This is a genomic window from Candidatus Microthrix parvicella Bio17-1, assembly GCF_000299415.1.
Taxonomy (GTDB): Bacteria; Actinomycetota; Acidimicrobiia; order Acidimicrobiales; family Microtrichaceae; genus Microthrix; species Microthrix parvicella.
Genome location: NZ_AMPG01000001.1, coordinates 1,259,779 through 1,274,263, shown reverse-complemented (window position 1 = coordinate 1,274,263; position 14,485 = coordinate 1,259,779). Strand labels below are relative to the sequence as shown.

The window sequence follows — 14,485 nt, the reverse complement described above, 5'->3', positions numbered from 1 at the left end:
GCATCCCTACGTTGGTGTTGACGTTGGCGCGACACTCACGTCGATGGTTGAAACTTCAATTGTGCGCCAAGGAGACTACGGATTCGACGCCCCCTACGTCCCCGTGATCTTCGGCTTGCTGTCCTTGGGTTTCCTCACCCTGGCCGTGCTGAATGCCACCCAGGGTGCGGTCGTGGGCGTCATCGCCACCCTCCTCGCTGCGATGTGGTTCTTCGGCTGCATGGCCAGCTACATCTACACCACCAGGACAGGAAAGTTTGTCGTCTGGTCGCAGGTCCTCGACGAGATGAACCTGACCGGCCAGGAACAGGTCCTCGACCTCGGGTGCGGTCGTGGAGCCGTCCTTCTGCTGGCGGCAGAGCGACTTGACGGTGGACGGGCCCACGGCGTCGACCTCTGGCGCAGCCAGGACCAAAGCGGAAACGCGGTCGAGACCACGACTCGAAACGCTGAAGCCGAAGGCGTTGCCGATCGGGTCGAACTGCACACAGCCGACATGACCGAGTTGCCATTCAGTGACGGCCAATTCGATGTGATCGTCTCCAGCCTGGCCATCCACAACATCACATCGAAGTTCGGACGTCAGCAAGTCATCAACGAGGCGCTGCGGGTACTTCGTCCCGGTGGTCGATTGGCGATCGCCGACTTCCGCCACGTCGCTCGCTACGCCGAAACGCTGAGTGTTGCGGGCCTTTCTGACGTTCGCACGCGTGGGTTGGGATGGCGGTTTTGGTACGGCGGGCCGTGGGCTGCCACCCGCCTGGTCCAGGCCACCAAGCCGGACCGCATCGCCTGAGGGCTCGCCGTCCCGGCCGTGTCGCAGCGGCACGTGGGTCGGTGTCGGGAGCAGACTCCCATCACGATCGAGACACTGCCAACCGCACACAGCCTCCAGGCTTGCATTCTCGACATGCGGGCGTGTCGTGGACGAGTTCCGCAGCACCAACCGGACGAGTGGGGCGACCCCGACCTGTAATCCGAGGTGTCGACCATCGAGACGCCCCAGTGTCTTGATGACGAGGAGGCAGCTGTCGGACTGTCGCCGTGGTAGCGCGAGGGGAGGTCTGGTGGTACGAGCATCCCCAGGCGGGACGTCGTCCCTACCTGGTGGTCAGCGGTCACCGGGCCGAGGTGCCCGGCGCTGTCGGCATCGACCACCCCGGTGAACCCCGAACGCACCATTGCCGTCAGAACCGGGCGAAGGACGGTGGCAACCAGGTCGGCGGGCACCTCCATCGCACACTTCTGGGCCACCATCGGCACGATCTCGACGGTTCGTCTCGCCGGTGATCAGCAGGTCGCAGGCCTTGGGGCGTGGGTTGGCTCAGGCACGATGGGTTCCCTCCAGCGGCCGCATGAACGACCACAGTCCGCCCTCGGAGCCTCGGGTGCTGTACCCGCGGTAGCCGTTGGGCTGGTCGACCGGCCCGTAGACGATTTCGGCGCCAGCATCACTGGCACGACGGAAGTGCGCGTCGACGTCGACGACGAAGCAGACCTGCGCCGTCGACCCCGGTCGATTGGGAGGTTGGTGGGCCGGGTTTCGTCGGATGAGTTTGCCTCGATCATCGATGCGTTAGGGCTTGCCTTCGGACCTGATTGACGAACCCGGGCGACCGAAACGGCCGACCGGTTATTCCAGCGCGACGTCGACGGTGACCGATTTCGCCGATCGCTCGCAGCGCACCATGGCCGTCGTGCCCTCAAAGTGGATCGCCGCGATCGCCCGAACCTCGGCGGCGCTGGACACGGCGAGGCCGTCGATCGCCTCGACGCGGTCGCCGGTCTGCAGCGACCCATCGCTCCATTCGTCGGTCACCATCGGGCTGGAGCCGTCATCGCTCAGGTTGGCAGGAAGGTCGCCCATCGAGCGGGGAGCGGCTTGCAACCGGGCACCCAGGGCCCGCAACATCGGCCATGGGATCACCATCGAGCGATCGTCGGTGGTGACGATGGACATGCCCACCACCGTGCCCCCCTCGGCCAGTGGAGTGCCCGGCTCGGCTGGGGCACCCGACAGGTGGGTCATCAACATCGGGCCCCAGGTGCTGGGCAGCAGCCTCGGAGCGAGAAGGTTGAGGTCGGATGAGCCGTGCGGCACGGTCCAGTTCCCCGAAGGGTGAACCAGCGCCGTGGTCGTAGCTGGTGCCATCAGCGCGGTGGTGGTGGCGGCGTTTTCTGGCGGCACCACCTGATATGCGGCCAGCCCCAGATCCGGGGCAAAGGCTCGAAGCCTGGCCGGTGTCCGGCGCCGACCGGTCTCCAGCGTGGCGGTCGCCGGGGGATCGGTGATGGCAACCAGCGCCAGGCCCTGCGGGTCCACCATGAGGCCACTGGCACTGGCGGAGCCGCTCACGATGGTGGCGGTCTGCACTGGGGCGTGTGGGCCCGGGGGGATGGTGACGCGGGCTGTGGCGGAGGGGCTTTGCGCCAGCGCCACGACGCTGCCCACCGATGCCACAACAGCGGCGATGCCGGCGGCGATGACCAGCGAGGTGGGGATGCGGCTGATCCACGAGCCTGCCCGCTCCTGGCGGGCGCCGATGGGTGTGGGGACCGGGGCGGTCACCGTCTCGCGGCCTGCCTGACGCATACGGGCCAGCTCGCTGGGATGGCGCCACAGGCGGTCGTCGGGGTGAACCGGAATTTCGCCGGTGTCCGCATTTTCCATCTGGGACGCGGTGTCCTCGGGTTCCTCGGGGTGGGTCCCGCTGGGCATCCGGCCACGATATCGACGCTGGATCGCCGACGGGCCGCGCCCCAGGCTTGGGAGGCAACCCGGTGGCGTCGCCGCACGAGGAGTGTTTCGCCGATCGAGGACAGCGAATCGGTGCTGGGCCCGCTGATCGATAGCTTGATCCGGGTGATCCGCTCCGATGACACATGGCTCGAACTCAGCGGGGCACCGTTGCCGGTGGAGGACGTTCGTCGCTGGGCAATCCGACCCGATTGTGGTGCGGTCGTGGTGTTCTGTGGCACCACGCGGGATCACGCCGGTGATCGCGTCGGGGTCACCGAACTGCACTACGAGGCCTACGAGGCTCACGTGGTGCCCCGCCTGGAGGCCCTGGTGGCCAAGGCACGCATCGCCTGGCCCGCCATCCGGGCGGTGGCGGCGCTGCACCGGACCGGCAAGGTTGCGTTGGGCGAAGAGGCCGTTGTCGTGGCAGTCTCTTCCGCCCACCGCAGCGAAGCGTTTGCGGCGGCCGCACATCTCATCGACCGGTTGAAGGCCACCGTGCCGCTCTGGAAGGAAGAGGTGGCGCCGGACGGGCGGGAGTGGAGTCCGACTGCGTCGGTGATCGAGGAGCCAACATGAATGCGACACTGCTGAGCGCCACGATGGTGCGCCCGACGCGGGTGTGTGACAGATGAGTCCCGCATTGTTCCTGGTGGTGGCCGTGGTGCTCAGCGTCGTGGGGTCGTTGGTGGCCTGGCTGCTCTTGCGCGACCGGTCCAAAACCACCGATGCCATGACCGATTTCCAGCGGAGGATGTCGGCGCTGGACCCCTCAGCCGCCAACCAACCGCGCGACCGGAAGTCCAAACCAGGGTCTCGCCGCAGCAACTGACCCAGTCCAACCGGCCTGTGTCCCGCTGTGTTCGGAGGTGCCCATGCGTGCCACCGAAGGCGCCATGAGGCACGATAGAGGTCACGGCCTCACCGGCTGATCCGCACGGCTTCACCCTGCTTGTTCGAGAGGACCCCCCACTGGCACGCGACCTTGCCATCGACCTCGGCACCGCGAACACCCTGGTGTACGCGCGCGGCGAGGGGATCGTCCTGAACGAACCCTCGGTCATCGCGATCAACAGCCGGACCAAGGATGTGCTGGCGATGGGGCGCGAGGCGTGGCACATGATCGGCCGAACGCCCGCCCACATCGTGGCCGTTCGGCCGCTTCGTAAGGGTGCGATCACCGACTTTGAAGTCACCCAGGAGATGATCCGGCTGCTCCTCAAACGCGTCGGCGTCAGCCGATTCAACCGTCCAAGGGTGGTGATCTGTGTGCCGTCTGCGATCACCCCGGTGGAGCGTCGGGCAGTGATCGATGCCACCCGCCGGGCGGGCGCTGCGGATGCCCAGTTGATCGAACAGCCAATGGCGGCGGCGATCGGCGCAGGACTGCCGATCAACGAGCCGATCGCCAACATGGTGGTGGACATCGGTGGTGGCACGTCGGAGACCGCGCTGATCTCGATGGGCGGCATCGTGGCCATCCAGGCGGTGCGGGTGGGGTCCTTCGACCTCGATTCCGCGCTCATCACTTGGATTCGCCGGGAGTATGGCATTGCCGTGGGTGAGCAGACCGCGGAGGAGATCAAGATCACCATCGGTTCTGCGTACCCGACCGAAGAGGAATTTCAGGCGGAGGTGCGGGGCCGTGAATTGATGTCGGGTCTGCCCAAGACGGTGCTGCTGAGCCCCGAGGAGGTGCGCGATGCCCTGGCCGAGCCGGTTGGGGCCATGGTGGACTCGGTGATCACCTGCCTGGGACAGGCGCCGCCGGAATTGGCTCAAGACCTGATCACCCAGGGTTTGTATCTGGTGGGTGGCGGGTCGCTGCTGCGGGGGTTGGATCGCAGGTTGGCGCTCGAGACGGAGGTCCCGGTTCGTCAGGCGGCCCAACCGCTGGAGACGGTGGTGTTGGGTGCCGGCCGGGTCATCGAGAGTTACGAGGCGCTACAGGCCATGTTCATGGATGCCCGCAAGGGCGTCTGAGCGCAGTGTCGCCCGGCAGGCGACTGTGCGCAGTGTCGCCCGCAACGGTTTGGGCCGGGTCGCCGGCAACGTTGTCAGGTAGTGTCCGGGGCTGCGAGGACGAGACGCCGAGGGGGGTGACGATGCCGCAACTGGAGGTGGAGGACATCACGCTGCGTTTTGGGGGCGTGGTGGCGCTGGATGACCTGTCGTTTCGGGCGGAGCCCGACTCGATCACGTCGCTGATCGGCCCCAACGGAGCGGGCAAGACCACGTTGTTCAACGTGGTGACGAGGCTGTACGAAGCCAATTCCGGGTCGGTGCGCCTGGACGGTCAGGAACTCCTGGCCACACCGGCGCATGAAATCGCCAACCTGGGTATTGCCCGTACGTTTCAGAACCTGGCGCTGGTTCCCGGGCTGACCGTGCTCGACAACGTGATGATCGGCGAGCACTCGAATACCGCCGGCGGGTTTGTCACCTCGCTGTTTGGCCTGCAGTTTCTCGGTCGGGAGCAGGCGACCAGGCGGCGTGGCTTTGAACTGCTCGACCGTCTTGATCTGGCGCAGTACGCCAAGATGCCGGCCGCCGGGCTTCCGTTCGGCACGCTGAAGCGCATCGAATTGGCCCGTGCGCTGGCATCCGGGCCCAGCCTGCTGCTCCTCGACGAACCGGCATCGGGCCTGACGCACTCCGAGGTTGCCGAATTGGGTGGTGTGATTCGCTCGATCCGGGACGAATTCAAGCTGACCGTGCTGTTGGTGGAGCATCACATGGGCATGGTGATGGAGATTTCCGATCAGGTGGTGGTGATGGAGTTTGGTTCCAAGATCGCCGAGGGCGACCCGGTGACGGTGCGGGCCAACCCGGTGGTCATCGAGGCGTACCTGGGGGCGTCGTGACCGGGCGGCTGTTGGAGGTCGCCGACCTCACCGCCGCCTACGGGCCGGTTCAGGTGCTCTTTGGTCTGGACCTGGTGGTCAACCCTGGCGAGTTCGTGGTCATGCTGGGCGCCAACGGTGCCGGCAAGACCACAACGCTGCGGGCGCTGTCGGGCCTGGTGTCGGCCTCGGGCACCATGAACTTCAAGGGCAAGTCGATCCTGGGCGATCGGGCCGACAAGGTCGCCAAGGTGGGTATCGCCCATGTTCCTCAAGGGCGGGGCACCCTGTCGGACCTCACGGTGGAGGAGAACCTGGCCGTCGGTGCGTACCTGCGCAGCGACGACCAGATTGACGACGACGTGGCCCGGTGGTTTGACACGTTCCCCCGTCTGGCCGAACGTCGCACCCAGACCGCCGGGTCGATGTCGGGTGGCGAGCAGCAGATGCTGGCCATTGCCCGGGCCATGATGGGCCGGCCCAGCCTGATCCTGTTGGACGAGCCGTCGCTGGGTCTGGCGCCGCTGATCACCCGCGAGGTGTTTGAGCGGCTGAGCGCCATCAACAAGGCTGAAGGCCTTGCGGTCCTGCTGGTTGAGCAGAACGCCAACCTGGCACTTGAGGTGGCCGACCGCGCCTATGTGCTGGAGGCCGGGAAGATCACCGACGAGGGCACGGCTGCGGAGTTGCTGGCCAGCGAATCGGTCCAACGGGCCTACCTGGGGGTGTGAGCGTGCAGTTGCTCGTGGCTTTCGATACCAACTTCTTCCTTCAGCGGCTGTTCGACGGTCTTCAGCAGGGCGCGGTGTACGCAATGCTGGGCCTCGGCCTGGTGATCATCTACCGCAGCTCCGGTATTTTGAACTTTGCTCAGGGTGAGATGGCCATGTTCAGCACCTACCTCGTATGGGCACTGGTGGGTAAGGACGGCGGGGGTGGGCTCAACATCTGGGTTGCGCTGATCGTGGCCATGGTGATCTCGTTTGCCTTCGCCGCAGCCATCCAGGCACTGGTGATCCGCCCACTGGGTGACCCGCATCTCAACCCGCTCGCCGTCGTGATCGCCACGATCGGGTTGTATTTGGCGGTGCACGAGTTGCCGGCGCTGTTCTGGAACTCGGCGAATCACGAGTTGGCGACGCCGCTGTTTGGAAGGGGCTCGGTCGACATCGCCGGCACGCCGCTGTCGTACCAGGCCATCGGTGCCGTGTTGCTGTTGTTTGCGGCGGCGGGTGCGTTTTGGGCACTGCTGAACTTCACCAAGCTGGGCCTGGCGCTGCGGGCGGTGTCCACCAACGCCGAGTCGGCAAGCCTGAGCGGTGTGGCGGTGCAGCGCACGCTGATGCTGGGGTGGGGCCTGGCCGTCGCCATCGGCGTCGTCGCCGGGGTCAGCGCCGCCGGTTCGCTGAACTTCGATCCCAACTTCATGTTGGTGGTCATCATTTACACCTTCGCCGGAGTGACGCTGGGTGGCTTCGACAGCCCCGTCGGCGCGGTGGTTGGCGGGTTGATCGTTGGAGTTCTGACCGAGACCCTCCCCTATTACGTGGGCGCCATCGGCGGCGAGTTTCAGCTGATGCCTGCGTTCGTGCTCATTCTGGTGGTGCTGCTCGTTCGGCCGCAGGGTCTGTTTGGTACCAAGGAGATGCACCGGGTATGAGCACCTCCAAGACGGTGACAGCCGATGATTCACGCCATCTGGACGAGCTGATGGCCCCGGACCGGCGGTCGCAACTGATCAAGCTTGCAATCGGCCTCGCGCTGGCGATCTTGTTGCTGTCGCTTCCCCTCCAGTTCGCCAACTTTCAACTCGACCGCTTCTCCAAGGTGATCGCCTTCGCGATCGCGGCGATGGGCCTCAACCTGCTGACCGGGTTCACCGGCCAGGTGTCGGTTGGCCACGCTGCCTTCTTCGGGGTCGGCGCCTACACGTCGGCCATTCTGGTGAACGATCACGGGTGGCCGCTGTTGGGCTCGGTGGCGGCGGCCGGGCTGGTGGCGCTGGTGGTCGGGGTCATCGTCGGTTTGCCGGCGCTTCGGATCAAGGGCCTGTACCTGGCGCTGGTCACACTGTCGCTGGCCATGCTGTTTCCTCAGTTGGTCAAACGGTTCGCGTGGCTCACCGGTGGCTCGGAGGGCAAGCCGTTGCGCTCGGAGGTGGACGTCGGCAACGGCGTCATCAAGCTTCGCACCGTCCGTTTCGACCCGCCGTTCGGCAACCTCGAGCCGTCGCAGTGGACGTTCTATCTGTATCTGGTCATCGGCGCGTTGTTCTATCTGGCGGCCTGGAACCTCATCAGGTCGCGAATGGGTCGTGCCATGGTGGCCGTGCGCGACAACGAGATCGCAGCCACGTCCAGTGGCATCAACCTGGCCCGGATCAAGGTTTCGACCTTCGGGCTGTCAGCGTTGTACGCCGGTGTTGGTGGGGCCATGTATGCGTTGAACGAGGGCAACATCGTGCCGGACAAGTTCGGCGTGGAGGACTCGATCTATCTGCTGGTTGCCGTGGTCATCGGTGGCGCAGCCAGCCTGTGGGGCCCGGCGATTGGTGCCATCGCCATCGTGTTCCTGGCCGATCTGGTACCTCAGGATCTGCAACCAGTCAGCCGATTGATCCAGGGGATCCTGTTGATTGCCCTGATCATCGTGGCGCCGGGCGGCATCACCGGCCTGGCCAAGCGCGCCAAGGCCACATTCGTCCGTTGGATCCGGAGCCGATCCGGTCCATCCCCGGACGCATCGGATGGCACAGCGGAAGACAACGATTCGACCGTTCGACCTTCGAGCGGGTTGAGCACTGATTTGCCCACCCAGGAGGAAACACCATGACCAGAACCCGCACCTGGCGACGTTCCCGGCTGTTGGCCGGCGCGTTGAGCCTGACCATGATCGCCGCAGCCTGCGGCGGACGCGATTCGGAGGCCAAGGGGGGTGACAGTGGAGACGAGGGCGGCAGCAGCGGCACCGAGGTCGCCGGAGGCCAATCGCTGGTCGACACCTCGATCTGCGCCGACTACCAGCCCACTCAAGGCGTCACCGACAAGACGATCAAGCTGGGCACCTCGATGCCTCAATCCGGCCCGTTCGCCGTGTTCGGCGGCATCCTCAACGGCCTCAACGCCTACTTCGACTGGCGCAACGACAACGGCGGCGTCGCCGGTCGCCAGGTGGAACTGGTTGCCTACGACGATGAATACAAAGCCGATCGAACCTCGGACAATGTGAAGAAGCTGGTGGAGGAGGACAAGGTCTTCGCCCTGGTCTCGGTGTTGGGTACCCAGAACAACCTGGGGGTTCGCGACTACCTCGACGAGAACTGCGTGCCCGACATGGGTGTCGCCACCGGTTCCCCTCAGTGGGGCGACGCGGCTCAGTACCCGTGGCTCCAAGGAGGCATCCCGTCGTACGCACTGGAGATGAAGCGACTCGTCGACTACCTGGAGGAGGTGCAGCCCGACGCCAAGATCGCGCTGCTCCGCCAGAACGACGACTTTGGTGATGCCTACGAGAACTCCCTCAACCTGTTGACTGAGAAGAACGACATGGAGGTGGTCGCCACCGAGACCTACGACCCGCTGGCTTCAACCGACACCAAGGCCCAGGTGGACAAGCTGGCTCAGAGCGACGCCACCGTCTTCGTCAACGGAGCGTCGGGTTCGCAGTGCCCCAACACCTTGAAGTTCGTTCCAAAGGAATGGAAGGTGCTCACCTACGTTGGGATCACGTGCAACTCCAAGCTGGCGCTTTCGTTGGCCGGCGGTAACGAGGAGGGCATCATCTCCACGCAGGCCACGCTGGACCCGGCCAACACCGAGGACCAGAAGGATCCTGCGATGCAGGAGTTCCTCACCGAGTCGGTGAAGCACGGCCTGACCAAGGATGAGGCCGAGTTGGGAGTGGCCGCCATCGGCTGGGGCTTCGGTGCCCAGATGGCTGAGCTGTTGGAGAGCCCGAAGGAGCTGACCCGAGGCGACCTGATGACCAGCGCCTGGTCGACCGACGCCGATGCGGTTGGCCTGATGCGTCCTGGTTCCAAGCTCATCACCGATGGGGCCAAGGATCCGTGGCTCCTCGAGTCGCTCCGGATCGTGAAGCGCACCGACGGACAATGGGTCGAGGCCTCCCCGATGAAGGACTACAACGGCCAGTCCAACGACTTCGTCGGCAGCTAACGGTCAGTCTGGGTGATCTGTTGGAAGCGGTGCCGGAGATGGCGCCGCCTCCAACAGATCCTCGGCGCCCTGGCGAACCTGCCAGTCGCGGTCGGACAGGGCGGCGTTGAGCCGTCGCTCCACCTCGGGGCCCTCGAACGCCGCCAACGCCAGCACCGCTCGCCTCCGCACGGTGGCCACGTCGTCGTTGGCCACCAGCACGGCCGCCAACGCATCGGGGTGTCCGAGGGAGCCAAGCGCAGCAACTGCGGCCTCCCGAACCAACTTGTCGGGGTGGTCGGTGGCGGCCTTGGACAACGCCCGCACCGTGTGGAGATCAGCCGGTGCTTCACGATCTTCGCCGGTCTCACCCAACGCGGCTGCGGCAGCCTCGGCGACCAGGTGATCGTCACCGGCGAGTAGGTCCAGTAAAGCCGTACGTATGGCGTCGTCGTGGGTTGCCGGGTGGGCCGCCGCCAGCCGCAATGCGCAGAGTCGGACGCGTTGATCGGCATCGTTCAAACCTGCCATCAGGTCCTCCGGCCGGAGCCTGTCGAAGCGTCCCAAGGCCAGCAGCAGCGCTGATCTCACGGCCTGATGTCGGTCGTGGGGGTCGGCAGGTGGATGGCCCTGCCCGTCCCACAGCAGCAGGGCGCGGCGGGCGTCGCGTTCCTCGTGGTTGGAGTCCGTCGGTTTAGGCACGGAACGACGCTGTCATGGTCGATGGCCGATCATCTCGACGGGGCCGGTGGGGTGATTGCCTCAACCGATGGTGCGATCGGCGAACAGCCCCACCGCGAAACCGATGGTGCCGGCGATCACCGCCATGGCGGCCGCCAGGCAGGCGATCATGATGACCAGGAGCAACGCCGATCGCAACCGTGCGCCCCAGCCGTCGTTTCTGCGGCGCCCAAGCCACAGCCCAAAGACCTCTCTCAGGGGCGGCATCGGGATGAACCGCCACGTGCCCGCAGATGCGGGTGAATCGGTGACAGGCTTGGGCCGAACACCAAACAGCAGGTAGCCCGCAACGAGTGCGGTCACCGCAACGGTAGCGAGCCCTACGATCAGCATGAACATGACAGACGACAGCGTACCGCCCAACAACCAGGTACCGAGCGAGGCCGGCGCGGTCGCGCCCGGCGAGGTTGTTCCGACGACCGGGGCAGACCCGATTGTCGACCTGACGGGTGTTGACCCGGGGCCGCAGACCGATCGGAGCAAACGGAGGGCTGCCGGGTGGCTGCCGTGGGTGGTGGGTGTGACGTCGCTGCTGATGGTGGCCGGTGGCATCGCCGGATCGGCCGCTGTGCGCACCGATGAGGTGTTGTTTGCCCCGGGCAGCGTCCGTGGTACGGCCGACCGGGTCACGATCGAAGGCGCCACCAGTTACCCCATCAAGGGGGACGTACTGTTCGCCACGGTGTCGGTACGTCAGGCAACGCTCTTCGACACCCTGTTTCGGCGCCGCCTGGACGATACGTTGCGTTTCACCGACATTGACGACGTCTATCCCGACGGCGACAAGGCGTCGGTGGACGCCGCCAACGAATCGGCCATGAACGATTCCAAAACGGTTGCCAGCGTGGTGGCGTTGCGTCACCTGGGCCGAAAGGTCACCTTCACCGGCGATGGCGTCGCCATCGTCAAGGTGTCGCCGGACCTGCCCGCCGACGGGCTGCTCCAGCCTGGCGATCTACTGGTGGGGGCCGACGGCCGGCGCCTGCAGCTCACCGACGATCTACAGAACGCGTTGGCGCCGAAGAAGCCCGGCGATGCGGTGGAACTGACGGTGATCCGGGGTGGTGCAAAGCCAAACGATCAGGCACACGGCAACGATGCATCGAAGGGAGTCACCGACTCGTCAGAGGCTGCCGACAAGTCCGACGAGGAGCAGGTGCGGGTACCGCTGGTGGCCGGTGAGGAAGGGCGGGCGATCATGGGGGTCCAGGTGGCGGATCACAACCTGGATGTGAAGCTGCCGATGGAGATCAACTTCGATTCCGGTGAAGTGACCGGGCCTTCGGCCGGACTCGCCTGGACGTTGGCCATCGTCGACGAGCTCACCCCCGACGATCTGACAAATGGAAAGCGGGTGGCGGCGACCGGCACGATCGGCCCCAACGGTGAAGTGGGGCCGATCGGCGGGTTGCCTCAGAAGACGGCGGCTGTCCGCCGTTCCGGCGCCGAGTTGTTCCTGATCCCCAAGGGCCTGCCGGCCGATGACCTGGCCCAGGCCAAGCAACTGGCGGGTGGCGAGGTGGACCTCGTAGAGGTGGCCACGCTGGACGAGGCCGTTGACGCCATCGAAAAGTTCGTGGGCGACTGACCGCAACTCGATTCGAGAAGGCGAACCTTGGTGGCATCCACCGTTGCCCCCATAGGCCCGTCGTACGATCGCTGCTATGGCCGAGCCCATGCGAGCCCCCAGGGGGGGACAGATCGACGACCTTGAGCAGCGCGAATTCTCACGTGTGAGAAAGGGCTATGAGCCCTCCGAAGTGCGCGCCACACTCGTGCAGACAGCAGCTGAGCTCCGGCGCCTACGCGCCGAACGGGGCAGGTTGTCCGATGAGCTGTCGGCTGCTCACGCAGAGACCGAGCGGGTTCGACGACAGAGCGAGTCTGCGCCGGTGGTGCTGCCCGACGACTCCGAACTCACCCGTGTGTTGGGCGAGGAGATGGTGAAGCTGCTCGACGATGCGCGCACCACCGCCGCCGGAATCGGGGAGCGGGCTGCAGCGACCGCGGACGGGGTCAAGGCCGAGGCCGAGGCCGAGGCCGAGGAGCGCATGGAACGCTTGGAGCACGAACTCGCCGAACGCCGAGCGGAAGCGGAGGCGGAGGAGCGCGAGATCCTTGAGCGGGCCAACACCGTGCTGGCCGAGCGCACCGAGGCGGCGGATGAGGCTGCGGCCGAATTGGCCAAACTGGCCGAGGCCGAGCTGGCCGAGGCTCGTGACGCGGCACGCGAGCACATTGAGGCAGGCAAGGACGAGGGTCGGCGCCTGGTGGTGGAGGCCAAGACGTTCCGCGAACGGATTCTGCGCGACCTGGCCGGCCGTAGGAAGTTGGCCCGTAAGCAGCTCGAGGCCATGCGCGCCGCTCAGGAGCGGCTGCTGGGAGCGTTCACTGCGTGCGCGGTGGCCGTCGAATCGGCCACGAGTGAGCTGCACACGGCGTTACCGGAGGCCAAGGTGGCGGCTGACGATGCCGCCAAGCGGGTCACCGACGACATCGAGGACGTGGTCGTGGCCATGGAGGCCGCCATTGCCACCGGCGAACTGCCGGCGGTGGTACTGGGCGAGATCGGTCGTCCGGACCTCTCGGGCCGAACACGGCTGACGTCGGCGGCGCTGCCGGTTCGCCATCCGAAGGATGCCGATGCGGAGCAAACCGACCAGGCCGTCGACGAACCGGCGCCACCGGTGCCCGCCGAGAGCGACCAGGACCATCGTGACTCAGCGGATGAATCTGCAGAGGATGCCGCAGAGCCTGCCACCGAGGCGAAGGTGGGGCTGCTCCCATCCAGCGACGAACCCGACTCCTCCGAAGAACCTGCGTTGGAAGCCGAGCCTGGCGAGGACGACTCGATTGCCGAGGATCCCGAGACGACCGGTGAGCATGCCACGCTGCGCGTGAACACCGATTCTGAATGGACGAAGATCGACGTCGACGACCTGCTGGAGGCCACCGCAGCCACCTCCGGGTCGGCGATGGAAGCCGAGCCGGCCACGTCGCCGCGCGATCACCTTCGCCTTGTCCCGGTCGACGAATCGCTCGACACCGAAGCCGACCCAGCCGCCGAAGCCGAGAACGACATGGTGGTTCTGGGCGAGAAACGCGACGCTGAGGTCGACGGTGACGAAGAAGCTCATCAGGGGGAGGTGGGCGACATCTTCTCCAGATTGCGTGCGGAGCGCGATGAGGCGGTGACGCAGGCTCGACAGACCCTCGGAGTCTCCGATGGCTTCGATGCCGACTCCGAGATCGCTGACGGGGTGGAGGACATCCTCGAGATGGACGTTGACGAGGCGGAGGAGGAGCCCCTCTCGGCCATGGCCGGCTCCGAGGCCGATCAGATTCTCGACGGGCGCGACGACTCGATCGGACCCATCGAACGCGGTGTGTCCCGACGGGTCAAGCGGCTTGTCGACGATGAGCAGAATCAGCTGCTGGATTCGTTGCGACGAAGCCGCCGCAACGTCACGGTGTCCAACCTGCTGCCCGACGCCGATGATCAGGTGGAGACCTTCGCCGAGCTCTTGGTCTCGGATCTGACCGATGCGGTTGCCGCCGGTGCCGCATCGGTGGCCGCCCGCTCCGGCACTCCGGTCGCCCTCGGCAGAGCAAATCTGGAGCGCCTGGCGCAGCAGTTGCGGCCCACGATCGCAGCCAGGCTCGTGAGCCCTTGGCGCGCCGAGGTCGCCGCGATCGTCGCCAGGGAGGCTGACCGGGCCCAACTGGGAGAGGCGCTGCGGTCGGCTTACCGGGAACGGAAGACGGTGGCACTCCCGGAGCTGGCGTCAGGCGTGGTGGTGGTGGCCTACAACGTGGGCGTGGCCGCTGCGGCCAAGGCCGGGCCGGGTCTGGAATGGGTCCTGGATCATGGTGGGGACGCCGTCGATGCGCACCTGCCGCGGGTGCGTGGTGGAAATCCTGGTGATGTGGTGGAGGTGCTGTCGGCCCCCGAGGTGCCGGTCGGTTGTCGCTGCCTGTTGGTGACACGCCTCCGCTGAGGCCGTCGC

At 66.1% G+C, this 14,485-nt stretch carries 15 protein-coding genes; 12 read left to right on the top strand and 3 right to left on the bottom strand.

All coding sequences use genetic code 11. The features are described 5' to 3' along the window. Positions 1–43: 43 nt before the first annotated feature. Together MPARV_RS20930 and MPARV_RS0106210 are read left to right on the top strand one after the other, a co-directional pair. Complete coding sequence (locus tag MPARV_RS20930; RefSeq protein ID WP_040055361.1) at positions 44–796, top strand: class I SAM-dependent methyltransferase; 753 nt, start codon at positions 44–46, stop codon at positions 794–796. Positions 797–1,207: 411 nt separating this feature from the next. Further along, positions 1,208–1,603 (top strand): hypothetical protein, encoded by a 396-nt coding sequence (locus MPARV_RS0106210; RefSeq protein WP_157789481.1) that lies wholly within the window; start codon positions 1,208–1,210, stop codon positions 1,601–1,603. Positions 1,604–1,633: 30 nt separating this feature from the next. Here MPARV_RS0106210 and MPARV_RS0106205 read toward each other — a convergent pair whose 3' ends face one another. Then, positions 1,634–2,719 (bottom strand): hypothetical protein, encoded by a 1,086-nt coding sequence (locus MPARV_RS0106205; protein WP_012224048.1) that lies wholly within the window; start codon positions 2,717–2,719, stop codon positions 1,634–1,636. A gap of 144 nt (positions 2,720–2,863) precedes the next feature. On the opposite strand from MPARV_RS0106205, the gene MPARV_RS24605 reads away from it, so the two are divergent. The 8 genes from MPARV_RS24605 to MPARV_RS0106165 all read left to right on the top strand — a co-directional run bounded on the left by MPARV_RS24605 (position 2,864) and on the right by MPARV_RS0106165 (position 9,758). Further along, positions 2,864–3,319, top strand: coding sequence for a molybdenum cofactor biosynthesis protein MoaE (locus MPARV_RS24605; protein WP_157789480.1), 456 nt, complete (start codon positions 2,864–2,866; stop codon positions 3,317–3,319). 52 nt (positions 3,320–3,371) lie between these two features. Beyond that, complete coding sequence (locus tag MPARV_RS0106195) at positions 3,372–3,572, top strand: hypothetical protein (protein WP_012224050.1); 201 nt, start codon at positions 3,372–3,374, stop codon at positions 3,570–3,572. A gap of 140 nt (positions 3,573–3,712) precedes the next feature. After that, positions 3,713–4,723: a rod shape-determining protein gene (mreB, locus tag MPARV_RS0106190; RefSeq protein WP_031277456.1), complete on the top strand. Its 1,011-nt coding sequence runs from the start codon at positions 3,713–3,715 to the stop codon at positions 4,721–4,723. A gap of 122 nt (positions 4,724–4,845) precedes the next feature. Beyond that, the gene (locus MPARV_RS0106185) at positions 4,846–5,604 is read left to right on the top strand and encodes an ABC transporter ATP-binding protein (RefSeq protein WP_012224052.1); all 759 of its coding nucleotides are present in this window, start codon (positions 4,846–4,848) and stop codon (positions 5,602–5,604) included. Beyond that, positions 5,601–6,314, top strand: a complete 714-nt coding sequence (locus MPARV_RS0106180; RefSeq protein ID WP_012224053.1) for an ABC transporter ATP-binding protein — start codon at positions 5,601–5,603, stop codon at positions 6,312–6,314. Before MPARV_RS0106185 ends, MPARV_RS0106180 begins: the two co-directional genes overlap by 4 nt. 2 nt (positions 6,315–6,316) lie before the next feature. Continuing rightward, entirely contained in the window at positions 6,317–7,243 is a 927-nt protein-coding gene (locus MPARV_RS0106175) for a branched-chain amino acid ABC transporter permease (protein ID WP_051011895.1), read from the top strand. Further along, entirely contained in the window at positions 7,240–8,415 is a 1,176-nt protein-coding gene (locus MPARV_RS0106170) for a branched-chain amino acid ABC transporter permease (protein ID WP_012224055.1), read from the top strand. Before MPARV_RS0106175 ends, MPARV_RS0106170 begins: the two co-directional genes overlap by 4 nt. After that, complete coding sequence (locus MPARV_RS0106165; RefSeq protein WP_012224056.1) at positions 8,412–9,758, top strand: ABC transporter substrate-binding protein; 1,347 nt, start codon at positions 8,412–8,414, stop codon at positions 9,756–9,758. Before MPARV_RS0106170 ends, MPARV_RS0106165 begins: the two co-directional genes overlap by 4 nt. 3 nt (positions 9,759–9,761) lie before the next feature. Here the strand turns inward: MPARV_RS0106165 and MPARV_RS22330 are convergent, their stop codons facing one another. Both MPARV_RS22330 and MPARV_RS0106155 read right to left on the bottom strand, forming a co-directional pair. Then, entirely contained in the window at positions 9,762–10,439 is a 678-nt protein-coding gene (locus MPARV_RS22330; RefSeq protein WP_012224057.1) for a HEAT repeat domain-containing protein, read from the bottom strand. Between the two features lie 60 nt (positions 10,440–10,499). Beyond that, the gene (locus tag MPARV_RS0106155) at positions 10,500–10,817 is read right to left on the bottom strand and encodes a hypothetical protein (RefSeq protein ID WP_020377629.1); all 318 of its coding nucleotides are present in this window, start codon (positions 10,815–10,817) and stop codon (positions 10,500–10,502) included. Here MPARV_RS0106155 and MPARV_RS0106150 point away from each other — a divergent pair. Together MPARV_RS0106150 and MPARV_RS20915 are read left to right on the top strand one after the other, a co-directional pair. Next, positions 10,816–12,066 carry a YlbL family protein gene (locus MPARV_RS0106150; protein ID WP_012224059.1) on the top strand — a complete coding sequence of 417 codons (1,251 nt, stop codon included), beginning with the start codon at positions 10,816–10,818 and terminating at the stop codon, positions 12,064–12,066. The two genes, MPARV_RS0106155 and MPARV_RS0106150, sit on opposite strands and share 2 nt — an antisense overlap. Before the next feature lie 76 nt (positions 12,067–12,142). Then, positions 12,143–14,476, top strand: coding sequence for a DivIVA domain-containing protein (locus tag MPARV_RS20915; RefSeq protein ID WP_020377628.1), 2,334 nt, complete (start codon positions 12,143–12,145; stop codon positions 14,474–14,476). The last annotated feature ends 9 nt before the right edge of the window (positions 14,477–14,485 follow it).